The organism is Streptomyces sp. NPDC001920 (genome assembly GCF_053594495.1).
The window spans coordinates 178,906-205,095 of sequence record NZ_JBSFEP010000006.1; the positions used below are offsets into that span (position 1 = coordinate 178,906).

General features: G+C 70.4%; 20 protein-coding genes, 1 tRNA gene and 1 pseudogene. 12 read left to right on the forward strand and 10 right to left on the reverse strand.

Translation table 11 applies throughout. From position 1 onward, the window contains the following. Positions 1 to 9: 9 nt before the first annotated feature. The 5 genes from ACWCPI_RS12340 to ACWCPI_RS12360 all read left to right on the forward strand — a co-directional run bounded on the left by ACWCPI_RS12340 (position 10) and on the right by ACWCPI_RS12360 (position 7,178). Complete coding sequence (locus ACWCPI_RS12340; RefSeq protein WP_451038061.1) at positions 10 to 2,181, forward strand: copper resistance CopC/CopD family protein; 2,172 nt, start codon at positions 10 to 12, stop codon at positions 2,179 to 2,181. Between the two features lie 8 nt (positions 2,182 to 2,189). Next, positions 2,190 to 3,533: an iron uptake transporter deferrochelatase/peroxidase subunit gene (gene efeB, locus ACWCPI_RS12345; protein ID WP_451038062.1), complete on the forward strand. Its 1,344-nt coding sequence runs from the start codon at positions 2,190 to 2,192 to the stop codon at positions 3,531 to 3,533. Positions 3,534 to 3,612: 79 nt separating this feature from the next. After that, entirely contained in the window at positions 3,613 to 4,545 is a 933-nt protein-coding gene (gene pheA / locus ACWCPI_RS12350; RefSeq protein ID WP_451038063.1) for a prephenate dehydratase, read from the forward strand. A 555-nt stretch (positions 4,546 to 5,100) separates the two neighbouring features. Continuing rightward, positions 5,101 to 6,378: a serine--tRNA ligase gene (gene serS, locus ACWCPI_RS12355; RefSeq protein ID WP_451038064.1), complete on the forward strand. Its 1,278-nt coding sequence runs from the start codon at positions 5,101 to 5,103 to the stop codon at positions 6,376 to 6,378. Continuing rightward, positions 6,375 to 7,178: an HAD family hydrolase gene (locus ACWCPI_RS12360; protein WP_451038065.1), complete on the forward strand. Its 804-nt coding sequence runs from the start codon at positions 6,375 to 6,377 to the stop codon at positions 7,176 to 7,178. The genes serS and ACWCPI_RS12360 overlap by 4 nt, the downstream gene beginning before the upstream one ends. Before the next feature lie 125 nt (positions 7,179 to 7,303). Here ACWCPI_RS12360 and ACWCPI_RS12365 read toward each other — a convergent pair. The 6 genes and pseudogenes from ACWCPI_RS12365 to ACWCPI_RS12390 form a co-directional block, all read right to left on the reverse strand. Next, positions 7,304 to 7,391, reverse strand: a tRNA-Ser gene (locus ACWCPI_RS12365). 328 nt (positions 7,392 to 7,719) lie between these two features. Further along, a pseudogene (locus tag ACWCPI_RS12370) lies at positions 7,720 to 7,961 on the reverse strand (SGM_3592 family protein). 112 nt (positions 7,962 to 8,073) lie between these two features. After that, complete coding sequence (locus ACWCPI_RS12375; RefSeq protein WP_451038066.1) at positions 8,074 to 8,793, reverse strand: ABC transporter permease subunit; 720 nt, start codon at positions 8,791 to 8,793, stop codon at positions 8,074 to 8,076. Between the two features lie 10 nt (positions 8,794 to 8,803). After that, the gene (locus ACWCPI_RS12380; RefSeq protein WP_451038067.1) at positions 8,804 to 9,715 is read right to left on the reverse strand and encodes an ABC transporter ATP-binding protein; all 912 of its coding nucleotides are present in this window, start codon (positions 9,713 to 9,715) and stop codon (positions 8,804 to 8,806) included. After that, positions 9,712 to 10,629, reverse strand: coding sequence for an ABC transporter permease (locus ACWCPI_RS12385; protein WP_451038068.1), 918 nt, complete (start codon positions 10,627 to 10,629; stop codon positions 9,712 to 9,714). Before ACWCPI_RS12385 ends, ACWCPI_RS12380 begins: the two co-directional genes overlap by 4 nt. After that, positions 10,619 to 11,596 carry an ABC transporter ATP-binding protein gene (locus ACWCPI_RS12390; RefSeq protein WP_451038219.1) on the reverse strand — a complete coding sequence of 326 codons (978 nt, stop codon included), beginning with the start codon at positions 11,594 to 11,596 and terminating at the stop codon, positions 10,619 to 10,621. The genes ACWCPI_RS12385 and ACWCPI_RS12390 overlap by 11 nt, the downstream gene beginning before the upstream one ends. Before the next feature lie 271 nt (positions 11,597 to 11,867). Between ACWCPI_RS12390 and ACWCPI_RS12395 the strand changes: the two genes are divergently transcribed. From ACWCPI_RS12395 to ACWCPI_RS12425, 7 genes are all read left to right on the forward strand, one after another. Then, entirely contained in the window at positions 11,868 to 12,719 is an 852-nt protein-coding gene (locus ACWCPI_RS12395) for a M24 family metallopeptidase (RefSeq protein WP_451038069.1), read from the forward strand. A gap of 8 nt (positions 12,720 to 12,727) precedes the next feature. Continuing rightward, positions 12,728 to 14,485, forward strand: coding sequence for an SDR family oxidoreductase (locus ACWCPI_RS12400; protein WP_451038070.1), 1,758 nt, complete (start codon positions 12,728 to 12,730; stop codon positions 14,483 to 14,485). A 280-nt stretch (positions 14,486 to 14,765) separates the two neighbouring features. Continuing rightward, a complete protein-coding gene (locus ACWCPI_RS12405) occupies positions 14,766 to 15,743 on the forward strand; it encodes a MerR family transcriptional regulator (protein ID WP_451038220.1) in 978 nt (325 codons plus the stop codon). Positions 15,744 to 15,866: 123 nt separating this feature from the next. Next, positions 15,867 to 16,415, forward strand: coding sequence for an RNA 2'-phosphotransferase (locus ACWCPI_RS12410; protein ID WP_451038071.1), 549 nt, complete (start codon positions 15,867 to 15,869; stop codon positions 16,413 to 16,415). 25 nt (positions 16,416 to 16,440) lie between these two features. Beyond that, positions 16,441 to 16,887, forward strand: a complete 447-nt coding sequence (locus ACWCPI_RS12415; RefSeq protein ID WP_451038072.1) for a hypothetical protein — start codon at positions 16,441 to 16,443, stop codon at positions 16,885 to 16,887. A 41-nt stretch (positions 16,888 to 16,928) separates the two neighbouring features. Beyond that, positions 16,929 to 17,831, forward strand: coding sequence for an LLM class flavin-dependent oxidoreductase (locus tag ACWCPI_RS12420; RefSeq protein WP_451038073.1), 903 nt, complete (start codon positions 16,929 to 16,931; stop codon positions 17,829 to 17,831). Between the two features lie 119 nt (positions 17,832 to 17,950). After that, a complete protein-coding gene (locus ACWCPI_RS12425) occupies positions 17,951 to 18,838 on the forward strand; it encodes an HAD hydrolase family protein (protein ID WP_451038074.1) in 888 nt (295 codons plus the stop codon). A gap of 22 nt (positions 18,839 to 18,860) precedes the next feature. On the opposite strand, the gene ACWCPI_RS12430 is transcribed toward ACWCPI_RS12425, so the two are convergent. The 4 genes from ACWCPI_RS12430 to ACWCPI_RS12445 form a co-directional block, all read right to left on the reverse strand. Next, positions 18,861 to 19,937 carry a M23 family metallopeptidase gene (locus tag ACWCPI_RS12430; protein ID WP_451038075.1) on the reverse strand — a complete coding sequence of 359 codons (1,077 nt, stop codon included), beginning with the start codon at positions 19,935 to 19,937 and terminating at the stop codon, positions 18,861 to 18,863. Positions 19,938 to 20,037: 100 nt separating this feature from the next. Beyond that, on the reverse strand, positions 20,038 to 23,568 hold the full coding sequence (gene cydD, locus ACWCPI_RS12435; protein WP_451038076.1) for a thiol reductant ABC exporter subunit CydD: 3,531 nt from the start codon (positions 23,566 to 23,568) through the stop codon (positions 20,038 to 20,040). 63 nt (positions 23,569 to 23,631) lie between these two features. Next, complete coding sequence (cydB, locus tag ACWCPI_RS12440; protein WP_451038077.1) at positions 23,632 to 24,651, reverse strand: cytochrome d ubiquinol oxidase subunit II; 1,020 nt, start codon at positions 24,649 to 24,651, stop codon at positions 23,632 to 23,634. 20 nt (positions 24,652 to 24,671) lie between these two features. Beyond that, on the reverse strand, positions 24,672 to 26,180 hold the full coding sequence (locus ACWCPI_RS12445) for a cytochrome ubiquinol oxidase subunit I (RefSeq protein WP_451038078.1): 1,509 nt from the start codon (positions 26,178 to 26,180) through the stop codon (positions 24,672 to 24,674). Positions 26,181 to 26,190 lie beyond the last annotated feature (10 nt).

A 26,190-nucleotide genomic window follows, 5' to 3' on the forward strand; every position in this document is an offset into this window, starting at 1 on the left:
GAGATCGCCTTGACCCAGACCATCGTCCCCCGCGTCCGGACCCTGGTGCTGCTGCTCCTGGCCGCCGCCGGACTGTTGCTCACCGGTGCCGCACCGGTCTCCGCGCACGCCGCGCTGACCGGCAGCGACCCACGCCAGGGGGCGGTGGTGGACAAGGCGCCGGAACAGGTCTCGCTGACCTTCTCCGAGAAGGTGGCCCTCTCCGACGACTCCCTGCGCGTCCTCGATCCCAAGGGCAAGCGCATCGACCGCGGCGACCCGGCCAACCTCAGCGGCACCACGTACGCCGTGAAGCTGCACAGCGGCCTGCCCGACGGCACGTACACCGTCACCTACCAGGTGGTGTCCGAGGACAGCCATCCCGTCGCCGGCGCCTACACCTTCTCCATCGGCGCCCCCTCCCAGACCACCGTCTCCGTCTCCGATCAGGAGGCGGGCGGCGGACTCGTCGGCCGGATCTACGGCTTCGGGCGGTACGTGTCCTACGCCGGTTTCATCGTCCTGGTCGGCGGCGCCGCCTTCGTGCTGGCCTGCTGGCAGCGCGGATCGGGCGTGCGGGCGCTGCAACGGCTCGTCGTCTCCGGATGGCTGGCCCTGACCGCCGCCACGCTCGCCCTGCTGCTCCTGCGCGGCTCGTACACCACCACCTCCGAAGTCGGCGACGTCTTCGACCTGGAGCTGCTCGGGCAGGTCCTCCAGACCAAGACGGGCGCGGCGCTGGTGTCCCGGCTGCTGCTGCTCGCCGCGGCGGCACTGTTCATCGCCGTCCTGTTCGGGGCGTACGACAAGCGCGAGGAAGAGGAGAAGCGGGACCTGACCTTCGGGCTCGCGATCGGCGGGACCGTCGTGGCGGCGGGGCTCGCGGCGAGCTGGGCGATGTCCGAGCACGCCTCGACCGGGCTGCAGGCCGGCATCGCGATGCCGGTCGACATCGTCCACCTGCTGGCGGTCGCCGCCTGGCTCGGTGGGCTCAGTGCGCTGCTCGTCGCCCTCTACCGGGCGCCCGCGGACACGCCCGTCGAGGCGTGCGCCGTACGCCGGTTCTCGTACGTCGCGTTCGGCAGCGTGCTGACGCTGGTCGCGACCGGCGTCTACCAGTCCTGGCGGCAGCTCGGGTCCTGGTCGGCGTTCACCGGTACGCGGTACGGGCAGCTGCTGCTGCTCAAGATCGGGCTCGTGGCCCTGCTCGTCGGGATCGCGTGGATCTCGCGGCGGTGGACGGCACGGCTGGCGGAGACGGTGGTGCCGAGCCCACGGGAGGCGGCGGGCGCCGACGGGGGCGGAGACGAGGTCGGGGCCGGGAACGCGGTCGGGGCCGGGGACGAGGTCGAGGCCGAGAACGCGGTCGGGGCCGGGGACGAGCAGGAGACCCGCGAGCGGGAGAAGGCGGTCGACGACGGCGGGGAGAGCCCGGCCGGCGTCGGCCGGGAGAAGGTGGGTGCGGGCGAGAAGCAGCACGCCGCCGCCCGTTCCAGCACCTCGGCCGCCGCCTCTGCCTCTGCCTCTGCCTCTGCCCGGAAAACCGCCTCGGCCTCAGCCGAGAAACCCACCGCGTCCGCCTCCGCCGAGCCAACCGCGTCCGCCGGCGCGAACGACGAGGACTCCGAGCGTGCCGCCCAGCTCGCCCGGCAGCGGGACGCCATCGACGCGGCACGGCTGAAGCGGCAGCGGGACGCCGACCCCAGCCGGTTCGGACTGCGCCGCTCCGTGCTCGCCGAGGCGGGCGTCGCCGTCGTCCTGCTCGCCGTCACCACCATGCTGACGTCCACCGAGCCGGGGCGTACGGAGGAGGAGGCCAAGGCGGCCGCCTCGTCCGCTGCCGCCGACGCGTCGTCGTCGGGGGCGCTGACCCTGGACATGTCCTTCGACACCGGCGGCGAGGACGGCAAGGGCGTCGTACGGATCGACCTCGATCCCGCGCGCGTGGGCGGCAACGAGATGCACGTCTACGTCCAGCGGCCCAACGGCCGCGCCTTCGACATCCCGGAGGTGAAGATCGCCTTCACCCTGGAGGCCCAGGACATCGGGCCGCTGCCCGTCGTCCCCGACCACATCGCCACCGGACACTGGTCGGCGAGCGGAGTGCAGATCCCCATGGCGGGCGAGTGGAAGATCGCCGTGACCGTGCGCACCTCCGACATCGACCAGACCACCGTCTCCAAGAACGCGCAGATCGGCTGAACCTCACCATGGCTGACCAGTCCATTCCGAAGGCCCGCGCCTCGCGGACCGCCGGAACCGAGCAAACCCCCGGGGCGGCACTCGACGGCGGCGTCCACGAAGGCGCCTCCGCCGACACGGGCGCCGCCGGCAAGGAGGGCCTTTCGCGGCGGCGGCTGCTCGGAACCGCCGGTGCCACCGGGCTGGTGCTCGGCGCGGCCGGTGGAGCGGTGGGGTACGCGGCACGGCCGGCCGAGGCGACACCACTCGCCTCGGTGGGTGCCGGTCAGGTGATGTTTCACGGGAAACATCAGCCCGGCATCCTCCAGGGCCTCCAGTCGCGCGGCCACCTCGTCGCCTTCGACCTGGCGGCGGGCGCCGGCCGCAAGGAGGCGGCCGCGCTGCTGCGCCGCTGGTCGGAGACGGCCCAGCGGCTGATGGCGGGCGAGGCGGCCAAGCAGGACGACACGGATGTCGCCCGGGACGCGGGCCCGTCGTCGCTGACGATCACCTTCGGGTTCGGGCACAGCTTCTTCGGGCGGACCGGCCTGGACAAGCAGCGCCCGGTCTCCCTGGACCCGCTGCCCGACTTCTCCTCCGACCAGCTCGACAGGACGCGCAGCAACGGCGACCTGTGGGTGCAGATCGGCGCGAACGACGCCCTGGTGGCCTTCCACGCCCTGCGCGCCGTCCAGAAGGACGCGGGCCGAGCCGCCAAGGTGCGGTGGCAGATGAACGGCTTCAACAGGTCGCCGGGTGCCACCGCGCACCCCATGACGGCCCGCAACCTCATGGGCCAGATGGACGGCACCCGCAATCCCAAGCCGACGGACGCCGACTTCGACGAGCGCATCTTCGTGCCGGAGTCCGGTTCGAACGACCCGGCCTGGATGGCGAACGGCTCCTACGCCGTCGTACGCCGTATCCGCATGCTCCTCGACGACTGGGAACAGCTCTCCGTCAAGGAGCAGGAGGACGTCATCGGGCGCCGCAAGTCCGACGGGGCGCCGCTGTCCGGGGGCACCGAGACGACCGAGATGGACCTGGAGAAGACCGACAAGGCCGGGAATCTGGTCGTGCCGATCAACGCGCACGCCCGTATCACCAGGCCCGACCAGAACGGCGGGGCGGCGATGCTGCGACGCCCGTTCTCGTACCACGACGGCATCGGCACGGACGGCGTGCCCGACGCGGGGCTGCTGTTCATCTGCTGGCAGGCCGACCCGCTGCGTGGCTTCGTCACCGTCCAGCGCAAGCTCGACCGCGGTGACGCCCTGTCGAAGTTCATCCGGCACGAGGCGAGCGGCCTGTTCGCGGTGCCGGGAGGCGCGGCGGAGGGCGAGTACGTGGGACAGCGGCTGCTGGAGGGGTGACATCGGCGCAGGTTCACCCCTTGCGGCGGCCGGGTGAGATCGGTACGCCGTGTCACGCAAGGCCCATTAGGGTGAGGTCATGCCAGCGAGCTACGCCTACCTGGGCCCCGAGGGCACCTTCACCGAAGTCGCCCTGCGCACGCTTCCCGAGGCCGCGACCCGGGAGCTGATCCCCTACGTGTCCGTGCAGTCCGCGCTCGACGCGGTGCGCGTCGGCGAGGCCGAGGCCGCGTTCGTGCCGATCGAGAACTCCGTCGAGGGCGGTATCACCACCACACTCGACGAGCTGGTCGCGGGCGCCCCGCTGATGATCTACCGCGAGGTGCTGCTCTCGATCACCTTCGCGTTGCTGGTCAGGCCCGGCACGAAGCTGTCGGACATCAAGACCGTCTCCGCGCACCCGGCCGCCCAGCCGCAGGTGCGCAACTGGCTGAAGAAGAACCTCCCGGACGCCCACTGGGAGTCGGCCGCCTCGAACGCGGACGCCGCGCGCCTGGTGCAGGAGGGCCAGTACGACGCCGCCTTCGCCGGGGAGTTCGCCGCCGCCCGGTACGGCCTTGAGGCCCTGGAGACCGGGATCCACGACGCCGAGAACGCCCAGACCCGGTTCGTGCTGGTGGGCCGGCCCGCGCGGCCCGCGGCACCGACCGGCGCGGACAAGACCTCCGTCGTGCTCTGGCAGCGCGACGACCACCCCGGCGGCCTGCGCGACCTTCTCGGCGAGTTCGCCACACGCGGCATAAACCTGATGCTGCTGCAGTCCCGGCCGACCGGTGCGGGCATCGGCAACTACTGCTTCTGCATCGACGCCGAGGGGCACATCTCCGACCGGAGGGTGGCCGAGGCGTTGACCGGGCTGAAGCGGATCTGTCTGGAGGTGCGGTTCCTGGGCTCGTATCCGCGCGCCGACATGAAGCCGGGGGATGTCCAGCCGCCGCGTCCCGGGACGTCGGACGAGGAGTTCGTGTCGGCGGCGGACTGGGTGGCGCGGTGCCAGGACGGACGGTTCTGAGGGGCGTCGGCCGCTGCTCCGGGCACTGGATTTCCGCCAGTGCTACCAGCTGGTTGTCGTTATCCACAGGGGTTATCCACAGGTCCTCTTCTCGACCTGGGGACAAGTCGACAAGCGAGCACGAGGCTGTCGACAAATCTCCCTCTACGTCCCTTCGGTGTCCACCATCAGGCAAGTCACCCTTCGTCCACTCTTTTCCTTTGCGCAATCCTTTGGAGCGACCGCTTTCCACTCGAACGTGGCTGCGGGAAGGGTTTGTCCTGGGAATCCTCGACTTGCCGGACCTGTTGCGGAGTGATCAATTCCGGCATCCACAGTCCATCCACACAGCCTGTGGATAACTTTTCGGAGGCTGGGGATTCCTGTGGACAACGGAGTCCCAAGTCCCGTTCTCCACAAGGGAATCCAGTCAACCGGACGCCTCGCGCCTGCCCCGTTCCAGGGAGTGAGACGCCTGATATTGACACGAGGTGCAATTCCTCCATAACGGTACGTAAGGCGCTCTTCGAAATAGCGAGTCGTGGGCTGTCACCCCGCCCCGGTAGCCTTGAGCGCGTGATTGACCTTCGCCTGCTCCGTGAGGACCCCGACCGAGTGCGCGCCTCGCAGCGCGCCCGTGGAGAGGACGTCGCGCTCGTCGACGCCCTCCTGTCTGCCGACGAGCGGCGCAGGTCTTCCGGCGTCCGCTTCGACGAGCTGCGCGCCGAGCAGAAGCAGCTCGGCAAGCTCATCCCCAAGGCCGCCGCAGACGAGAAGGCCGAGCTGCTGAAGAAGGCGAGCCAGCTCGCCGCCGACGTCAAGGCGGCCGACGCCGAGCGCGACGCGGCCGACGCCGAGACCCAGGAGCTGCTGCTCCAGCTCGGCAACCTCGTGCACCCCGACGTCCCGGTCGGCGGCGAGGAGGACTTCGTCACGCTGGAGACGCACGGTGAGATCCGCGATTTCGCCGCCGAGGGCTTCGAGCCGAAGGACCACCTGGAGCTCGGCACGCTCCTCGGCGCGATCGACGTCGAGCGCGGCGCGAAGGTCTCCGGCTCCCGCTTCTACTTCCTCACCGGCGTCGGCGCCCTGCTGGAGCTGGCCCTGGTGAACGCCGCGATGGCACAGGCGACGGCGGCCGGCTTCACGCCGATGCTGACCCCGGCGCTGGTCCGCCCCCAGTCGATGGCGGGCACCGGCTTCCTCGGTCAGGCCGCGCAGGACGTCTACCACCTCGACAAGGACGACCTCTACCTGGTCGGCACGTCCGAGGTCGCGCTGGCGGCGTACCACATGGACGAGATCCTCGACGCCGAGAAGCTGCCGCTGCGTTACGCGGGCTTCTCGCCCTGCTTCCGCCGCGAGGCCGGCTCGCACGGCAAGGACACGCGGGGCATCTTCCGCGTGCACCAGTTCGACAAGGTCGAGATGTTCTCCTACGTCGCTCCCGAGGACTCGCAGGCCGAGCACCAGCGCCTGCTGGAGTGGGAGAAGCAGTGGCTGACCTCGCTGGAGCTGCCGTTCCGGGTCATCGACGTCGCCTCGGCCGACCTCGGCTCCTCGGCGGCCCGCAAGTTCGACTGCGAGGCGTGGATCCCGACGCAGGGCAAGTACCGCGAGCTCACCTCCACCTCGGACTGCACCGAGTTCCAGTCCCGCCGCCTGTCGATCCGCTTCCGTGACGGCAAGCAGGTCAAGCCGCTGGCCACGCTCAACGGCACGCTGTGCGCCGTCCCGCGCACGATCGTGGCGATCCTGGAGAACCACCAGCAGGCCGACGGCTCCGTCCGGGTCCCCGAGGTGCTGCGCCCGTACCTGGGCGGCCGGGAGGTCCTGGAGCCGGTCGCCAAGTGAGCGCCGGTTTCCCGTACAGGCTGATCGCGACCGACCTCGACGGGACGCTCCTGCGTTCCGACGGGTCGATCTCGCCGCGCACGCGTGACGCCCTCGCCGCGGTCACCGCGGCGGGCGCCGCGCACATCGTCGTGACGGGCCGGGCGGCCCCCTGGACCCGGCCCATCCTCGACGACCTCGGCTACCAGGGCCTCGCCGTCTGCGGGCAGGGCGCACAGGTGTACGACGCCGGGGCGCACCGTCTGCTGACCTCGGTGACCCTGGACCGCCAGCTGGCGGGAGTGGCGCTGGCCAAGATCGAGGCGGAGGTCGGGCCGCTCTTCCTGGCGGCGAGCCGCGACGGCCTGGAGGGCGAGGTCCTGGTGGGCCCCGGTTACGCGGTCACGGGCGCCCTGCCGTCGACTCCGTTCACGGACGCGTCGGACCTGTGGACGGCCCCGCTGAACAAGATCTACATCCAGCATCCGAAGCTGTCGGACGACGAGTTGGCGCGGGTCGCACGGCAGGCGGCGGGTGGCTTCGTGACGGTGGCGATGGCCGGTGAGGGCATCGTCGAACTGCTCCCCCTGGGTCTGTCGAAGGCGACGGGTCTGTCCCTGGCGGCCCGCCGCCTGGGCATGAAGGCAGCCGACACCATCGCCTTCGGCGACATGCCCAACGACATCCCGATGTTCGCCTGGGCGTCCCACGGGGTGGCCATGGCCAACGCCCATGAGGAACTCAGGGCGGTGGCGGACGAGGTGACGTCGTCCAACGAGGAGGACGGCATCGCGGTCGTCCTGGAGCGGTTGCTCGGCTGACGTCGGCGGGCAGGCGGGGTCGTCCGTGACGGATGGCCGCCGCACCGGGCTGTGGTGAGGTGGCGTCGGTGCCGGAGGCGTCGACGCGGCCCCGCACCCGGGCCGGTCCTTGTGGCAACGTCTTGCGGAGGATGCACGAATCGAACGTGCGCGGGCTTTTCAGACCCGACCACGGTTTAGCAAACCGGTGCCTTACCACTCGGCCAATCCTCCGGGTGGGCGGCCCACGCGAGAGCGACATCGCGTGCTCGAAGCGGCCGCCCCGGGCAGCTCCCCGGGCGATGCGAACTCGACGGAGGGGTAGCGATTACTCCGGAGCCCGCCGCCGGCTGCCCTGTCGGGAGCTCGGCGTACTGCCGTGCATGGACATCGCCGCACTCCTCTCCCAGAACGTGGCGCCGAACTCTGCGTCCGGCGATGTGGACACAACCACTGTGCCTGTCCGCCGAGTTGGACGCCACCCAATAAAAGGGACGACCGGTGCTTCGCGGGACGCGCGCGTACAGCCCGGCACAGCCCGGGCGCCCACTCCGGTACGGCCTTACCGGCGGCGCCACTTGCGTCGGCGCCCCCTGCTGAAGAACCACCCCGCCGGCGGTTCGTCGGAGCGCCACGGCTGCGGCTCGGGGCGTCACGGCGCCAGCGGGCGGCCAGCATGCGAGCGCGGGCGGACGGCTCCGTGGTGTCGGCCCCGCGTATGAAGTCGTCGTCCAGGACCAGGCCGCCCCAGGCGTCGTCCCCGGGCCCCTCGCGATCCTCGTGCTGTGACGTCCCGCCTGCCATGGCGCCCTCCCGTCGTGCGGTGCGTCCCTTCGCCCAGTGTGCTCGGGCCGAGGTGAAGCCCCCGTCAAGAGCGGGCCCGGTGAGGGGCCCGCCGCTTCTCACCGCCTGCGGTTCACTCCTCTCCGGCGAGCGTCAGCGACCGCAGCTTCTGCCCGGCGTACCAGGTGGCGAGCACGGTGACCACCGCCAGCAGCACCGTCGCCGTGGGCAGCGCGACGTCCGAGGTCACCATGTTCCCGCCGGCGACCTTCTGCGCCACCGCCAGCGACCACTGCTGGACGCTGAGGGTGCGCGCACCCGACACCAGGGAGCCGAACAGGGCCTCCCAGACGAGCGCGTAGACGAGTCCGAAGACCACCGCGTGCCGGGACACGGTGCCGAGCAGCAGGAAGATCGCGGCGTAGGCGATGGACGCGACCAGTGCGGCGACCGTGTAGGCGACAGCGATCTGCTGGCCGTTGCCGTTGAGGATGAAACCGGCGATGAAGGTGGGCAGTGCCGAGAACACCATCGTCACGGCGATCGCCACGATCAGCTTGGTGAAGATGATCGTCGGCCGCTTCACCGGCTTGGACAGCAGGTACACCACCGAGCCGTCGTCGATCTCCGGCCCGATCGCGCCGGTACCGGCGATGACGCCGATGATCGGCACCATGGTGGCCAGGGCGAGGCCGCCCAGCAGGTCGGACGCCGTCTGGTCGTCCGCCCCGGCGAGGCCGCGTACGGCCACGGCGATCACGATCAGCAGCAGGGGCAGGGCACCGAGGATGAGGGCCCGGCGCCGGCCGAGCAGAGCCCGGTAGGTGAGGCGGGCGACTGTGGGGTCGTACATCTTCGGCCTCCTACGCCGCGACCAGATACGAGAAGACGGACTCCAGGGACTCGTCCGAAGGCGAGACCGTGAGCAGGCGGATGCCGTGGTCGCGCGCCACCTTGGGAAGCAGGGTGGTGAAGCGGCCGAAGTCGATTGCCTGGATGTGCAGCACGCCCTCGGCGAGGTCGACCTCGATACCGGACGTCGACGGATCCGCGATCAGCGCGGCCGCGAGCGTGCGGTCGTCGCTGGAACGCACCAGGTAGCGGTGCGGGCGGTCGGTCATCAGGCGGCGGATCTTGCGGAAGTCACCGCTCGCCGCATGCCGTCCGGCGACCACGACCTCGATGTGCCAGGCGAGTTGCTCGACCTCTTCGAGGATGTGCGACGAGAACAGCACCGTGCGGCCCTCGTCGCCCATGCGTCGCAGCAGGTCCATGAGCTGCATGCGCTGGCGTGGGTCCATGCCGTTGAAGGGCTCGTCGAGCAGGAGCAGCGAGGGGTCGTGGACGAGGGCGCTGGCCATTTTCACACGCTGGCGCATGCCCTTGGAGTACGTGGAGATCTTGCGGTCCTGCGCGTACTCCATCTCGACCGTGGCCAGCGCCTTCTGCGCCGCCTTGGCGTTCAGGCCGTGCAACTCGGCGTTGGCGACGACGAATTCGCGGCCGGTGAGGAAGTCGTACATCGCCTCGCGCTCGGGTACGACGCCGATGTGCTTGTAGATGGTCTCGTTGCGCCAGACCGGCTGTCCGTCGAGGGTGACGGTTCCGGTGGAGGGGGCGAGGAAGCCGCCCATCATGTTGATGAGGGTGGACTTTCCGGCGCCGTTGGGGCCGAGGAGGCCGGTGACGCCGGGGCCGATCGTCATGGTGATGTCGTTGACGGCGACCACGTTGCCGAACCAGCGGGAGACATGGTCGATGGAGAGCGTGGTCACAGTCCGGCCTTTCGGTAGCGGCGCATCAGCAGGCCGTAGGAGGCGGCGATGAGGCCCAGGGTCACGAGGACGTAGACCGCGCCTTCGCCGTTGCTCGGGCCCACTCCGCCCGGGAAGGCGGACGTGGCGCCCAGGAAGGCGGACTGCACGCCGTCGATGAGCGTGACCGGTGAGAAGAGCCCGATCCAGGGGATGGCGTCCGCGCTGTTCTGCACCTCGGCGATGGCCTGGAGAGTGGTGACGGATCCGTAGGAGATGGTCAGGACGGCGATCACGGCCGCGATGCCGAACCCGCGGCGCGGGGTGACCGACGCGATGACCAGGCCGATGCCCGCGAAGAGCAGCGAGAGCAGTGCCACGGAGACGAGTCCCTGTGCGAATCCCTTGGTCTGGTCGGCGAAGTCCAGCTTGGCCAGCAGTGCGCCCACGTAGAGGACCAGCAGCGGGGCCCCGGTCAGGAGGAACAGGGCGGAGGCCAGTGCCGCGAACTTGGCGCGTACGTAGTCGGCGGTCTCGATGGGCCGTGAGAAGTACAGCGGTACGGTCTTGAAGCGCAGGTCCCGGGAGACCGACTGGGGTGCCTGCGAGGCGACGTAGAGGCTGATGACGGCCTGCATGACGATCGCGTAGCGCGTGTAGTCGACGGGCAGGTCATTGGCCTTGGTGGCGACCGCGACGGCGACCATGATGGCCGCGGGTACGCACATCACCACGAACAGCAGCATCGGCAGCACCTTGGACTTGACCGAGCGACCCAGGCCGTAGGCACCGCGCAGGGACTGCGAGTAGAGGGAGCGGGTGGCGTAGGAGCGGCCGAGGCGGGGGCCGTCGTAGGTGCGGTAGCCGATGTTGTGGATGCGGGTCTGGTCGCCCGACGTCGTGACGGGTGTCCGCATGGGCTGCTCAGTTGCCATGGCCGACCGCCTCCTTCCGCTGTGCGTCGGTGCTGTGCTCGCGGTCCTTGAAGACCTCCGCGATGTGGTGCCTGCGCTGCTCCATGCGCACCAGGCCGAGGCCGAGGTCGGCGACCACGTCCCGCACCAGGTCGTAGGTCTCGTCGCCCTGCGCGGTGAGCAGCAGGATGTGCCCGGCGCCCGGGAGGCCGCCGCTGCCGTCGAGGACCTCCACCCCGCGCGCGTGGAGCGCGTCGCGCACCGCTCGGGTGCCGTCGGGGTGGTCGTCGGTGTCGGTGACCTCGATGGCGAGGGTCGTGGTGGTCTGGGTGAAGTCGGTGGTGGAGCTGGAGCGCAGGAGCTTGCCGCCGTCGATGACGACGACGTGGTCGCAGGTGCGTTCCAGTTCGCCCAGCAGGTGCGAGGTGACCAGGACCGAGATGCCGAAGTCGGTGTGGATGCGGCGGATCAGGCCGAGCATCTCGTCGCGGCCGACCGGGTCGAGGCCGTTGGTCGGCTCGTCCAGGAAGACCAGCTGGGGGTCGTGGACCAGGGCCTGCGCCAGTTTCACGCGCTGTTTCATGCCGGTCGAGTAGCCGCCGATGGGGCGGTAGCGCTCCTCGTACAGCCCGACGTGGCGCAGTGTGTCCGCGGTGCGCTCGCGCGCGGCGGTGGGCGGCAGGCCGGACATGCGGGCCATGTGCACGACGAACTCGGTGGCCGAGACGTCGGGCGGCAGGCAGTCGTGCTCGGGCATGTACCCCACACGCTCCCTGATGGCGGCGCCCTTGGTGGCGACGTCGAGGCCGAGCACTTCGGCACGGCCCTCGGTGGCGGGGGACAGACCCAGCAGGATCTTGATCATGGTGGACTTGCCGGCTCCATTGGCTCCGACGAGTCCGGTCACCCCGGGCCCGATGTCCATGGTCAGCCGGTCAAGCGCGGTCACCCTGGGGAACCGCTTGCTCAGGCTTTCGGTCGCGATCACAGTCACGCTTCGAAGGTAGTGACGCCTGCCACGCCGGTCGTCACCCCGCAGAGCTGTCTTGGGATCAGACTCCAGACGTACGGAGCCCTAGGGGTCACCCTGAGGTCTCACAAGGCCGGCCCCGCCCGTGCCTCGCCTCCTGGTTTCCACATCACGGTGGTTTTCCACAGCCCGGGGCATCGCTATTGACGCAGCCTCTAACAACTGTCACATTCGCCAGTGTCAAGTTACGGGCACGTACCGCAGTCGATGTGGACAGGTGGGCGGTGGCATGACTACGGCGGTGGCAGGGGAGCGGTCGGCGGACTCCGCGGAACTGCAAGGGTTCAGACGGGTCCAGCGGCTGGCGTACGAGTGCGCCGAGGCCGTCGCGGCGCGGCTGGAGCCGGGCATCACCGAGCGTGAGGCGGCGCGGATGCAGCGCGCATGGCTGCGTGAGCGCGGAGTACGGGACTGGTTCCATCTGCCCTTCGCCTGGTTCGGCGACCGCACGGCGTTCGTGAACTTCCGGATCCCGCTGCAGTTCTTCCCCACCGACCGCCGGCTGGAGCCCGGGATGCCGTTCATCCTGGACATGGCCCCCGTGTACGACGGTCACACGGCCGACATCGGCTACTCCGGCTCGCTCGGCATCAATCCCGTCCAGGACAAGCTGATGGCCGACCTGGAGGCACACCGGGAACTGATCCTGCGCGAGGTGCGTGAGCGGCGCCCGCTGCGGGAGATCTACGAAGACGTGGACCGCCTCATGGTCCGCCAGGGCTATGCCAACCGGCACCGGGCCTATCCCTTCGGTGTGATCGCGCACAAGGTCGACCGGGTCCGGCAACGCCGCTGGTCACCGCATCTGTTCGGGTTCGGCACGCAGTCCCTGAAGGGCCTGGCGGCCGACGCGCTGCACGGCCACCGCGAGGGCTGGTCGCCGCTGTGGTCGCCGTACCGCTTCTCCGACCACCCGCCGCAGCCCGGCCTGTGGGCGGTCGAACCGCACCTCGGCTTCCGGGGGACGGGTGCGAAGTTCGAGGAGATCCTGGTGGTCACCGACTCCGCGGACCCCGAGGAGAGCGCCTTCTGGCTGGACGACGATCTGCCGCATGTGCGGCGCTGGGCGGAGGAGAAGTGACGGTTCCGGTGACTGTTCAGGGCGCGCGCGAGCGCTGGGTGCGGACCGGCGGGGTGGAGCTGTGCGTCGCCGAGCTGGGCGAGGTCGGGCAGCCGACGGTGATCCTGGTGCACGGCTATCCGGACAGCAAGGAGGTGTGGTCCGAGGTCGCACCGCGGCTGGCGGATCGCTTCCATGTCGTGCTGTACGACGTCCGGGGCCACGGCCGGTCGACGGCACCGAAGCCGCTGCGCGGCGGGTTCACGCTGGAGAAACTGACGGACGACTTCCTGGCGGTAGCGGACGCGGTCAGTCCGGACCGGCCCGTGCATCTGGTGGGACACGACTGGGGCTCGGTGCAGGCCTGGGAGTTCACGACGCTCAAGCGCACCGAGGGCCGGATCGCCTCCTTCACGTCGATGTCCGGGCCGTCCCTGGACCACTTCGGCCATTGGATCAGCCGGCGTCTGAAGCACCCCACCCCTGGCCGGATCGGCCAACTCCTCGGCCAGGGCGCCAAGTCGTGGTACGTGTACCTGCTGCACACACCCGTCCTGCCCGAGCTGGCCTGGCGGGGCCCTCTCGGCAAGCGCTGGCCGCGCATCCTGGAGCGGCTGGAGAAGGTCCCCGGCGGTGACTACCCGACCTCGTCGCTGCCGACGGACGCGGCCCACGGGGCCTGGCTCTACCGGGACAACGTCCGGGCCAGGCTGCGCCGTCCACGCAGTGACGCGTACGCGCACGCGCCCGTGCAGCTCATCACGCCCGTCGGGGACGCGTTCCTGTCCGAGCGGCTCTACGACGACCTGGAGAGTTGGGTCCCGCAGCTGACCCGGCGCACGCTCCCGGCGAAGCACTGGATCCCGCGCTCCCGCCCCGACCGACTGGCCTCCTGGATCACCGAGTTCGTGACGTCCGTGGAGGGCGGCCGGCCGGAGGGAGTGACGGCGACCGGGAAGTACGCCGACCGCTTCGGCGGGCAACTCGTCCTGGTCACCGGTGCCGGCAGCGGCATCGGACGGGCGACGGCGTACGCGTTCGCGGAGGCCGGCGCGCGTGTGGTGGCCGTGGACCGGGATGCGGAGAGCGCGGCCCGCACCGCCGAGATGTCCCGTCTGATCGGTGCCCCCGAGGCCTGGGCGGAGACCGTCGACGTCTCCGACGAGCAGGCCATGGAGAAGCTCGCCGCGAAGGTCGCCACCGACTACGGCGTCGTCGACGTCCTGGTGAACAACGCCGGGATCGGCCTGGGAGGCTCCTTCTTCGACACCACGACGCAGGACTGGAAGAAGGTCCTCGACGTCAACCTGTGGGGCGTCATCCATGGCTGTCGGCTGTTCGGGAAGCAGATGGCCGAGCGGGGACAGGGCGGCCACATCGTCAACACCGCGTCCGCGGCGGCTTTCCAGCCCTCTCGCGCGCTGCCCGCCTACAGCACCTCCAAGGCGGCGGTGCTGATGCTGAGCGAATGCCTGCGCGCGGAGCTGGCCGGGCAGGCCATCGGGGTCACCGCGATATGCCCGGGCTTCGTCAACACCAACATCACCTCGACCGCGCGCTTCGCCGGTGTCGACGCGGAGGAGGAGAAGCGGCGGCAGAAGAAGTCCGCGCGGCTGTACGGGCTGCGGAACTATCCGCCGGAGAAGGTGGCCGACGCGATCCTGCGGGCGGTGGTGCGGGGTGAGGCCGTCGTTCCGGTGACGCCGGAGGCGCGCGGGGCGTATCTCCTGTCGAGGTTCGCCCCCAAGGCGCTGCGGGCGCTCGCACGGCTGGAACCACCTCTGTGAACGCCGTCGCGCCACGCCGTGTGACCGTCTGCCCGTGCCGTCCGGACCTGCCCGTTGAACCCCCGTCGGCGGGCGGGCCGGCACCCGGGTCCCGCAGGACGCCAGCGGTACCGAGGGCGGCGACGTGAAGGGGGAGCGGGCCGGGCGCGGGCGCGGCGACCAGCCGACCGGCTCGACCGGCAAGGTCGGTGGCGCCGGCCGTGAGGCCGTGGAACCCGCGACCGGCGCGGTGGGCGAGGGGGGTGGCGCCCGCCGCCGGGCCGTCGAACCCGCCACCGACATGGCCGACAAAGCCGGTGACGTCCGGCCCCGGGCCGGGGAGCCGGCCTCGCCCACCTATCGGATCGAGGATCTCGCGCACCTCAGTGGTGCCACCGTCCGCACCATCCGCGCCTACCAGGACCGCGGCCTGCTCCCCCGCCCGGAGCGCCGGGGCCGCGCCAACCTCTACTCGGACATCCACCTGGCCCGCCTACGCCAGATCGCCGACCTCCTCGACCGCGGTTACACCCTGGCTTCCATCAAGGAGCTTCTGGAGGCCTGGGACGCCGGCCGGGGTCTGGGCGGAGTGCTCGGACTCGTCGCCGAGGTCGACGGACCGTGGACCGACGAGGAGGCGGTACGTATGTCACGCGCCGAGCTGGACGAGTGCTTCGGCGGTACCCCGGACGAGGCCGCGGTGGCCGATGCCGTGGAGCTCGGGGTCCTGGAACCGGTCCCCGGTGACGACGACTTCTACGTCGTCCCGAGTCCTCAAGAGCTGGCGGTCGCCGTGGAGTTGCATGCCGCCGGCGTGCCGCTGTCCGCGATCGCCGGGCATCTAAGGGAGTTGAGGGGTCAGATGGAGCACATCGCCTCCCGTTTCCTGGAGTTCACCACCGAACACGTCTTCGCCCGCTACCTCGACGGACCGCACCGCCCGACGGACGCCGACGCGGCCGAAGCAGCCTCCCTCGTGCGCCGGCTGCGGCCGCTCGCACAGCAGACGGTGGACGCTGAACTCGCCCGCGCGATGAGGCGGTTGGCGGTACGTCATCTGCGGCGACGGCTGGGTGCGGACGACAACCCGGACACTGCGACCGCGACCAGAAACGTACTCGTTCCGGAAGACACAATGCAGGCCGTGGAACGCCTGGTTGGCTCCGAGAGGGCGCCCGAGTTCGTCGCACTGGCCGCTGAACGCGAGGTCCGAGCACGAGGCTTGGACCGGCTCGCCGCAAGTCACCGATCATCAGCTGATCTTGACGAAACCCCTTGAGGTGAGCGCTCGTTGTCCACAGAATCGCCAATTCCCCTGTGGATAACCACACTTGGTTGTGGACCAAACATCGGGGAGTGAAATCGTTCGCGTGATTCCCGCCGTTCCCGGCAGGCTGGTGGCATGGACGAAAGACGCACCGTGAAGGTGTCGAAGTACCTCTCGAAACACCTGCGGCACCAGCCCGAGCGCATCGGGCTGACACTGGACGAGGCCGGCTGGGTGGAGATCGACACCCTGATCGCCGCCGCGGCCGCGCACGGCTTCCGGTTCACCCGGGAAGAGCTGGACCACGTGGTGGCCGCCAACGACAAGAAGCGCTTCGCCGTCGAGGGGACGCGGATCCGCGCCAGCCAGGGCCACAGCGTCGAGGTCGACCTGGGACTGCCCCCGGCGACCCCGCCGCCCTACCTGTACCACGGCACCGTGGCCCGCAATCTGGACGCGATTCGCAGCGCGGGTCTCAGGCCCATGAGCAGGCACGATGTGCATCTGTCCGCGGACCGCGAGACCGCGACGCGGGTCGGCGCGCGGCGCGGGCGCCCGGTGGTGCTCTCCGTGGACTCCGGCGCCATGCACCGCGACGGGCATGTCTTCCATGTCAGCGCGAACGGGGTGTGGCTGACGAGGGCCGTCCCGCCGGAGTACCTGCGCTTTCCTGCCCCGCACTGACGTTCCTTCCGGCATGATCGGTGGTATGGACCAATTACCGAGCACCGAGGCCGCCGTCAACGCCCTGCATGTCCTCGCCGCCGAGTACGCACGCGAGATCGAGGTGAGCCATGACATCGGCGCCGACCAGACCTCCCGCCGCACGGCGGCAGGCGTCGGTGTCACCACGGACCAGGACGGCTCCCTGCCCCATGAGGCTTACGTCGAACTGGGCGGCTCACCCCGGGTGAGCGTGCGGCTCTACCCGGACGACGACGCGCTCATCACCGTCGAAGACGTCGAGTGCCCCGACATCCTGCGCGACGACGTGCCCGCCTTCCTCCGCTCGCTCTACGACGGCCTGGCCCACGTGAAGGCCCGCCGCTTCCCACCGGGCTACTTCCTGATCGTGCCGCTGCCCGGCGACCGCACACATCGGGAGTTCATGCCGATGCCCCACCTCACCCCGTGGCTGAGCAGCCGCGTGCGGTGACCGTTTCACGTGAAACCCGCTAGGCCGCTTAGGCTCGACATATGAGTCTGCGTCTGAGCACCGTGATCCTCCCCTACCGCCGCTGGTCAGAGGGGGGTCGCGAGGCATGGCAGCGCGCGGAGCAGCTCGGCTTCCACGCCGCGTACACCTACGACCACCTGTCCTGGCGCACGTTCCGAGACGGCCCGTGGTTCGGAGCCGTACCGACTTTGACCGCCGCCGCTGCCGTCACCGAACAGCTGCGCCTGGGCACTCTGGTGACCTCTCCGAACTTCCGGCACCCGGTGCCCTACGCCAAGGAGCTCATCTCCCTCGACGACATCTCCGGCGGCCGCCTCACGCTCGGCGTCGGTGCGGGCGGCTCCGGGTTCGACGCGACCGTACTCGGCCAGGACCCCTGGACGCCGCGCGAGCGGGCCGACCGGTTCGCCGAGTTCGTCCAGCTTCTGGACCGGCTGCTGACGGAGGACTCGGTGTCGTACGAGGGCGACTTCTACTCGGCGCACGAGGCGCGCAACATCCCTGGCTGTGTGCAGCGTCCCCGGCTCCCCTTCGCGATCGCCGCGACCGGCCCACGCGGGCTGCGGCTCGCGGCACGCTACGGCCAGGCGTGGGTGACCACGGGCGACCCCAAGCTGTTCGAGAACGGCACTCGGGAGCAGTCGGTTCAGGCCATTCGCGGGCAGGCCGAGAAGCTGGCCGACGCCTGTGCCGAGATCGGCCGGGAGGCAGACCGGCTCGACAAGATTTTGCTCACCGGGTTCACCCCCGATCGCGGCCGTCCGCTGGAGTCGCTGGACGCGTTCGTCGACTTCGCGGGGCGCCACCAGGAGCTGGGATTCACCGAGATCGTGGTGCACTGGCCGATCCCCGACTCGGACTTCGCGGCCGACGAGAAGGTCTTCGAGCAGATCGCCATGGAGGCGCCGGCGCAGCTGCGCTGAGCGCGGGCAGCACGGCGCCGGTGAGGGCCGTGCCAGATGGTGTCAGTGATGTTCCCAGAGGCGGTATCTCCTCACCTCCCGCCTCAGATGTGCGGAGTCCTGCACGGCCGTGCAGGCATATGCGGGAGAATGACCCGGTGACCTCAGCGACTCGACAGCCACAGACCCCGGCCGCCGCTGTCCGCCCGCGGCTTATCGCCACCGACCTGGACGGCACCCTGCTGCGGGACGACAAGTCGGTCTCCCCGCGCACCGTCGCCGCACTGGCCGCCGCCGAGGAGGCGGGCATCGAGGTCTTCTTCGTCACCGGCCGCCCGGCACGGTGGATGGACGTCGTCAGCGACCACGTCCACGGGCACGGCCTGGCGATCTGCGGCAACGGCGCCGCGGTGGTCGACCTGCACGGGGGCCCCGGCGCCCACCGCTTCGTGAAGGTGCGGGAACTGGCACGGCCGAACGCGCTGGACGCCGTGGGGCTGCTGCGGGACGCGGCGCCGGGCACGATGTACGCGGTGGAGCAGACGTACGGCTTCTACCAGGAGCCGGACTATCCCAAGCTGCACATGGAGATACCGGATCAGCTGGCGCCCGCCGAGGACCTCCTGGGGCCGGACGCCCCCGGTGCCGACGAGCCGGTCCTCAAGATCCTCGCGTTCCATCCCACCCTCGACCCCGACGCCTTCCTCACCCTCGCCCGCCTCGCCATCGGTGACCGCGCCAATGTGACCCGCTCCAGCCCGAGCGCCCTGCTGGAGATCAGCGGCCCCGGCGTCTCCAAGGCCAGCACGCTCGCCCTGTGCTGCGCCGAGCGCGGTATCTCGCACGAGGAGGTCGTGGCCTTCGGGGACATGCCGAACGACGTGGAGATGCTGACGTGGGCGGGCCAGTCCTACGCGATGGGCAACGCGCACCCGGATGTCATCACCGCCGCCTCGGGCCGGACGGTCGCCAACAACGAGGACGGCGTGGCGGTCGTCATCGAACAGCTGCTGGCCCAGCGGCCGTAGCAGGGGCCCGGGGGCGGCCAGGTTATCCGAGCTGCACTCCCCGATCCATCATCCACGGCACCGGATCCACCGCCGAGCCCATCTCCGGGGTGACCCGAGCCTCGAAGTGCAGGTGCGGTCCGGTGGAGTTGCCGGTCGTACCCGACTGGCCGATCCACTGACCGGTGTCGACCCGCTCGTCCTGGTCCACGGCGACCGCGGCCAGGTGGGCGTACTGCGTGTAGTAACCGTCGGCGTGCCGGACGACGATCTCCATGCCGAAAGCGCCCCCGCAGGCCACCTTGACCACGCGTCCGTCCCCGACCGCCCGCACCGGCGTGCCGATGGGCACCGCGAAATCCTGCCCGGTGTGCCGGTTGGCCCACCGCTGTCCCCCGCTGCCGAACGCAGCGGACAGCGCGTACGACTCCACCGGGGCCACCCATGCGGTCGTGAAGTCCGTCTTCGGCTGGTCGAGCCGGATGGCACCCCGGCAGGAACCGGCGGCCACGGAGGCGTCGGCCCGCCCCTGCAACTGCCGGCGCGCCGCTTCGAGCTTCTGCTCGATGCCGTCCTTCAGCACGGCGAGTTCGGCGTTGCGCTTGTCCAGACTCCGCCAGGCGGCCGCGGCCTTGGCCTCGTCCGCGGCGAGCCGGGCCTCGGCACGGCGGCTCTTGTCGATGGCGTTGTCGACGACCAGGCTCGTCTGCGAGAAGGCACGCTGACCGCGCATCATCTCGTCGGGGCTCTTCGCGAGGATGATCTGCGCGGTGAGCGGCATCCCGCCGCCGCTGCGGTACTGGGCGCGGGCGATCCGGCCCAGATCCTCGCGCAGCACACCGATCGCCCGGCGCTCCCGCTGGAGCAACGCCTCGGCCAGCCGCGCCTTGGCCCGCTGCGCCTCGGCTTCCTGCCGCGCCGTCTCATACCGCCGGGTTGCCAGGGCGGCGTCCTCGTACAGTCGCACCACCTGTGTGCTGAGGGCGGAGTCGTCGCCCATCCCGTGATGTCCGGGCGGGCCCTCGCCGTCACCGACAGCGGAGGCCGGCCGCACCAGGGACGCCAGGAGCGCGCACAGCAGTGCCGGAACGAGCAGGGCGCGGCGGCGTTGTGAACACATGTCAGCGATCGTGACCCGAGAGAGCGGCCATGGCCCTGTTCGGGTCGTACGCCTGGGGGAAGGGTTGCTGCGGACGGGTCAATACGCGTGTTGACGCCCGCTACGAGGCGGCCACCAGCAGATCCGCCTCCGCCTCCCGCCGGACCATCGCCCGCAGCGGCCCGTCCGCGGCGACCAGCTCCGCGAACGGCCCCCGCTGCACCACACGTCCCTCGTCCAGGACGACCACCTCGTCCACGGCCTCCAGCCCGGCCAGTCGGTGGGTGATGAGCAGCGTCGTGCGGCCCTCGGTTGCGGCCAGCAGGTCGGCGGTGAGGGCGTCCGCGGTGGGCAGGTCGAGATGCTCGGCGGGCTCGTCGAGGACCAGGACGGGGAAGTCGGCCAGCAAGGCGCGGGCCAGGGCGAGCCGCTGCCGCTGCCCGCCGGACAGCCGGGCCCCGTGCTCGCCCACCAGCGTGTCCAGACCGTCGGGCAGGCCGTCGGCCCAGTCGAGGAGACGGGCGCGCCGCAGGGCGTCGCGCAGTATCTTCTCGGTGGCGTCCTTCCTGGCGAGGAGCAGGTTCTCACGCACCGAGCTGTCGAAGAGGTGCGCGTCCTGGGCGCACAGGCCGACGAACCGCCGTACGGCGTCGCCGTCCAGCGTGTACGCGTCGACGCCGTCCAGCGTGTACGAGCCCTCGCCCGCGTCCAGGAAGCGGAGCAGCACCTGTGCCAGCGTGGTCTTGCCGGACCCGGACGGTCCGACCACCGCGATCCGGCGGCCCTCCTCCAGGGTGAGGTCGAGGCCGGCGAGCGCGTCCCGGTCCTGCCCGGCGTGCCGGGCGGTCAGGCCGCGGACGGTCATCGGGAAGGGGGAGGCGGGCGCCTGCCGGGGCCGCTGCGGTTCCCGGACGGGCTCGGGGGCGTCCAGCACCTCGTACACCCGCTCGGCGCTCCTGCGCACCCGCTGCCGGTACTGCACGGCGAGCGGCAGGCCGAGGACGGCCTCGAAGGCGGCCAACGGGGTGAGGACGACGACGGCCATCGTCACGCCGCCGAGCCGCCCGTCGGCAACCGCCTGGGCGCCGACGAGGGCGGTGAGCGCCACCGTGATCCCGGAGATCAGCGCGGTGAGTCCGTCGCCGAGCGCGGTGGCGGTGGCGGCCCGCGCGGCGATCCGGGTGAGCGCCTTGTCGGCTCTCCGCGCCTCGGCCGTGCGGCCGGGCAGGGCGCCGGCGACAGTCAGCTCGGCGGTGCCGGTGAGCAGATCCGTCACGCGGGTCGCCAGTACGCCGCGGGCGGGCGCAAGCCTGCGCTCGGCGCGCCGGGCGACGGCGCCCGTGACGATCGGGACGCCGATCCCGGCCGCCAGCAGTCCCACGGCGAGCACGGCACCGGCCTCCGGCAGCAGCCAGGCGGTGAAACCGACGGCCCCGCCGGACACGAGGGCCGCGGACGTGGCGGGCAGCAGCCACCGCAGCCAGTAGTCCTGCAGCGCGTCCACATCGCTGACCAGGCGCGAGAGCAGATCACCGCGACGGGCGCGGTGCAGCCCCGCGGGTGCCAGCCGCTCCAGCCGCCGGTAGACGGCGACCCGCGTGTCGGCCAGCATCCGCAGCACCGCGTCATGCGACACCAGTCGCTCGGCGTACCGGAACACGGCCCGCCCGATACCGAAGGCGCGCGTCGCGGTGACGGCCACCATCAGGTACAGCACGGGCGGTTGCTGCGAAGCCCGTGAGATGAGCCAGCCGGAGGTGGCCATGAGCCCGACGGCACTGCCGAGCGCGAGGCTCCCGAGGAGCAGCGCCAGGGCCAGACGGCCACGCCGGGGGCCGGACATGGCACGGACCCTGGCGAGGACACCGCGTGGGTTCTTCACGAGCGGCGCGGCATCGGCGTCGGCCACAGCAGCATCGGTTTCGGTCGGCGCTCCGGCGTCGTACGCTTCACGCTCACCGCCCGCACGGGCAACGACTCCCGCGGGAGAACCCTCCCCATGAGCGGGCTCCGCGGCTTCCGCGAGCCGCACCACTCGGTCCGCCACCCCCAGCAGCGCGGGCCGATGCACCACCAGCAGCACGGTCCTCCCGACCGCCAGCCTGCCCACGGCCTCCACGACCTCGCCCTCGGTGGCGCCGTCGAGCGCGGCCGTCGGCTCGTCGAGCAGCAGGACGGGACGGTCGGCAAGGAACGCCCGGGCCAACGCCAGCCGCTGCCGCTGCCCCGCGGACAGCCCCGCCCCGTCCTCACCCAGCACCGTCTCGATGCCTTGGGGCAGCGCGTCCACGAACTCCAGGGCCCCGGCATCCCCCAGCGCACGGCGTACGGCGGCGTCATCCGCGTCGGAACGTGCCAGCCGTACGTTCTCGGCGATCGTCCCGGCGTACAGGTGCGGTCGCTGCGGCACCCAGGCGATCCGCGAGCGCCACTCCTCCAGGTCGAGGTCGGTGAGATCGACTCCCCCGACCAGGACGCTCCCCTCGGTAGGCCGCACGAACCCCAGCAGCACGTTCAGCAGTGTCGACTTGCCCGCGCCGCTCGGACCGACGAGCGCGACCGTCTCCCCGGGCTGGACGGCGAACGACACGTCCGACACGGCGTCGGCGGCTCGGCTTGGGTATCGGACCGAGACTCCCTCGAACGACACCGCCCCCGTCCGCACCGCGACGCCACCGGGCTTCGGTGCCGGAGTCTCCAGCACCTCGAAGATCTCCTCGGCCGCAGCCAGCCCCTCGGCCGCCGCGTGGTACTGCGCACCCACCTGCCGCAGCGGCAGATACGCCTCCGGCGCCAGGACGAGGACGACCAAGCCGTCGTAGAGGTGCATCTCGCCGTGGACGAGCCGCATGCCGATCGTCACGGCGACCAGGGCAACCGAGAGCGTGGAGAGCAGTTCCAGGGCGAAGGAGGAGATGAAGGCGATCCGCAGGGTCCGCATGGTCGCCCTGCGGTACTCGCCGGTGATACGCCGGATCGACTCGGCCTGGGCTTTGGCCCGCCCGAACACCTTCAGGGTCGGCAGCCCGGCCACGACGTCCAGGAAGTGCCCGGACAGCCGCGACAGCAGCCGCCACTGGCGGTCCATCCGGGACTGCGTGGCCCAGCCGATCAGCATCATGAAGACCGGGATGAGCGGCAGGGTGCCGACGATGATGGCCGCCGACACCCAGTCCTCGGTCACGATCCGTGCCAGCACCGCCACCGGCACGACCACCGCGAGGCCCAGTTGCGGCAGATAGCGCGAGAAGTAGTCGTCGAGGGCGTCGACACCCCGCGTGGCAAGGGCGACCAGCGAACCGGTCCGCTGTCCACTCAGCCAACCCGGCCCCAGCTCGGCCGCCCGCTCCAGCAACCGCCCTCGCAGCTCCGATTTCACGGCCGCGCTCGCGCGATGGGCGGCCAGCTCGGTGAGCCAGGCGACCAGAGCACGCCCGGCCGCGACAGCCCCCAGCAACAGCAGGGGAGTGCGCAGTTCAGCGGCGGAGAACCCCTGCTGGAAAGCACCGACCACCACCTCGGCGATCAGCATCGCCTGGGCGATGACCAGCCCCGCCCCGAGAGCGCCCAGGCCGACGACCGCCAGCAGGAAGAGGCGGGTGGCGCGGGCGTATCGGAGGAGACGAGGATCGATCGGTTTCACGTGAAACATGCCCTTCGGTCCAGGGCGGGGTGTTTCACGTGAAACAGCGTGAAACACCCCGCCGCGAGGAGCTCAGTGCTTGGCTCCCGAAGCGGACTCCACAGCAATGTGCTGTGTGCCGATCCGCTTGCGGAACACCCAGTACGTCCAGCCCTGGTAGAGCATCACGATCGGCGTGGCGATCGCCGCGCACCAGGTCATGATCTTCAGGGTGTACGGGCTCGACGAGGCGTTGGTGACCGTGAGGCTCCAGTCGTCATTGAGCGAGGACGGCATGACGTTCGGGAAGAGCGTCAGGAAGAGCATCGCCACAGCGGCCACGATGGTGACCCCGGAGAAGGCGAACGACCAGCCCTCGCGCCCTGCCTGGTTGGCCACCAGGGCCGCCACCAGGCCGGCCACGGCCACGACGAGCGCGACCAGGCTCTTGCCGTCGCCGCTCTCGATCTGCGTCCACAGCAGGAAGACCAGCGCCAGCACCGCGGTGAGGAGACCGACGCGCATCGCCAGCACCCGTGCCCGCTCCCGGATCTCCCCCACGGTCTTGAGCGCGGTGAACACCGCCCCGTGGAAGGTGAACAGCGTCAGCGTCACCAGGCCGCCGATGAGCGCGTACGGGTTGAGCAGGTCCAGGACGCTGCCCACGTACTCGTGGTCCTGATCAAGCTTCACACCGCGCGCGATGTTGGCGAAGGCCACGCCCCACAGAAACGCGGGGATCAGCGAGCACCAGAAGATCGCGTGCTCCCAGTTGCGCTGCCAGTTCTCCTCGGGCCGCTTCACCCGGTACTCGAAGGCGACGCCCCGGACGATCAGGCAGACCAGGATGAGCAGCAGGGGCAGATAGAAGCCGGAGAACAGGGTGGCGTACCACTCTGGGAAGGCGGCGAAGGTGGCGCCGCCCGCGGTGAGCAGCCACACCTCGTTGCCGTCCCAGACGGGCCCGATGGTGTTGATCAGCACCCGCCGCTCGGGCCGGTTGCGGGCCAGCACCTTGGTCAGGACCCCGACCCCGAAGTCGAAGCCCTCCAGGAAGAAGTAGCCGATCCACAGGACGGCGATCAGGACGAACCAGACGTCGTGAAGTTCCATGACTGTGCAGCTCCCTCGGCCTAGTACGAGAAGGCCATCGGCTTGTCGGCGTCACGGGAGTCGCCGCCGATCTTCGTGGGCGGGTTCAGGTCGGCCTCGGTCAGCTCGGGCGGGCCGGCCTTGACGTACTTCGCGAGGAGCTTGACCTCGACGACGGCCAGGACGGCGTAGAGCGCGGTGAAGACGATCATCGAGGTGAGGACCTCGCCCTGGGAGACGCCGGGGGAGACCGCGTCACGGGTGCGCAGTACGCCGTAGACGACCCATGGCTGGCGGCCCATCTCGGTGAAGATCCAGCCCCACGAGTTGGCGATCAGCGGGAACGCCATGGTCCAGATCGCGATGCGCCAGTACCACTTGGTCAACTTCGGGCCGAGCGCCTTCCCCGGGAGCAGGACCAGATGGGGCACCTCGTCGTCACCGACCCTCAGGTGCTGCGGCAGCATGAACCTCTTCCGGGTCAGCCAGAGTCCGATCAGACCGATGGTGAACGACGCCATGCCGAAGCCGATCATCCAACGGAAACCCCAGTAGGCGACGGGGATGTTGGGCCGGTAGTCGCCCGGGCCGTACTTCTCCTGCTCGGCCTTGTTGACGTCGTTGATGCCGGGGACGTACGAGGAGAAGTCGTCCTTGGCCAGGAAGGACAGCAGACCCGGGATCTCGATCGCGACCTTGTTGTGGCCCTTGTCGACGTCGCCGACGGCGAAGACCGAGAAGGGTGCCGGCTTCTCTCCGTCCCACAGCGCCTCCGCCGCAGCCATCTTCATCGGCTGCTGCTCGTACATGATCTTGCCGAGGACGTCCCCGCTGATCGCGGTGAGCATGCCGCCGATGACGACGGTGACCAGGCCGAGCCGCAGCGAGGTCTTCATGTCTTGGATGTGCTTCTTGCGGAGCAGGTGGTAGGCGGAGATGCCGACCATGAACGCGCCACCGGTGAGGAAGGCCGCCGAGAGGGTGTGGAAGGCCTGGGCGAGCGCGGTGTTCTGCGTCAGCACGAGCCAGAAGTCGGTCAGCTCGGCCCGCCCCTTCGCCTCGTTGATCCGGTAGCCGACGGGGTGCTGCATCCACGAGTTGGCGGCGAGGATGAAGTACGCCGACAGGATCGTGCCGATGGAGACCATCCACATGCAGGCCAGGTGGATCTTCTTCGGCAGTTTGTCCCAGCCGAAGATCCACAGACCGATGAAGGTGGACTCGAAGAAGAAGGCGATCAGGGCCTCGAAGGCGAGAGGAGCGCCGAAGACGTCACCGACGAAGCGGGAGTAGTCGGACCAGTTCATGCCGAACTGGAACTCCTGCACGATGCCGGTGACCACACCCATCGCGATGTTGATCAGGAAGAGCTTGCCCCAGAACTTCGTCGCTCTGAGGTACTTCTCCTTCTCCGTTCGCACCCAGGCGGTCTGCAGGCCGGCCATGAGGGCGGCCAAAGAGATCGTCAGGGGGACGAACAGAAAGTGATAGACGGTGGTGATGCCGAATTGCCAGCGCGCCAGCGTCTCCGGCGCCAGAGCCAGGTCCACGTCGCCGCTC

Bases quoted from the DNA above. Each gene is read 5' to 3' on its own strand.
- efeB (WP_451038062.1), top strand. From the start codon at position 2,190: ATGGCTGACCAGTCCATTCCGAAGGCCCGCGCCTCGCGGACCGCCGGA.
- pheA (WP_451038063.1), top strand. From the start codon at position 3,613: ATGCCAGCGAGCTACGCCTACCTGGGCCCCGAGGGCACCTTCACCGAA.
- ACWCPI_RS12375 (WP_451038066.1), bottom strand. From the start codon at position 8,793: ATGTACGACCCCACAGTCGCCCGCCTCACCTACCGGGCTCTGCTCGGC.
- ACWCPI_RS12385 (WP_451038068.1), bottom strand. From the start codon at position 10,629: ATGGCAACTGAGCAGCCCATGCGGACACCCGTCACGACGTCGGGCGAC.
- ACWCPI_RS12395 (WP_451038069.1), top strand. From the start codon at position 11,868: ATGACTACGGCGGTGGCAGGGGAGCGGTCGGCGGACTCCGCGGAACTG.
- ACWCPI_RS12405 (WP_451038220.1), top strand. From the start codon at position 14,766: ATGGCCGACAAAGCCGGTGACGTCCGGCCCCGGGCCGGGGAGCCGGCC.
- ACWCPI_RS12410 (WP_451038071.1), top strand. From the start codon at position 15,867: ATGGACGAAAGACGCACCGTGAAGGTGTCGAAGTACCTCTCGAAACAC.
- ACWCPI_RS12415 (WP_451038072.1), top strand. From the start codon at position 16,441: ATGGACCAATTACCGAGCACCGAGGCCGCCGTCAACGCCCTGCATGTC.
- ACWCPI_RS12420 (WP_451038073.1), top strand. From the start codon at position 16,929: ATGAGTCTGCGTCTGAGCACCGTGATCCTCCCCTACCGCCGCTGGTCA.
- ACWCPI_RS12425 (WP_451038074.1), top strand. From the start codon at position 17,951: ATGCGGGAGAATGACCCGGTGACCTCAGCGACTCGACAGCCACAGACC.
- ACWCPI_RS12430 (WP_451038075.1), bottom strand. From the start codon at position 19,937: ATGTGTTCACAACGCCGCCGCGCCCTGCTCGTTCCGGCACTGCTGTGC.
- cydD (WP_451038076.1), bottom strand. From the start codon at position 23,568: ATGTTTCACGTGAAACCGATCGATCCTCGTCTCCTCCGATACGCCCGC.
- cydB (WP_451038077.1), bottom strand. From the start codon at position 24,651: ATGGAACTTCACGACGTCTGGTTCGTCCTGATCGCCGTCCTGTGGATC.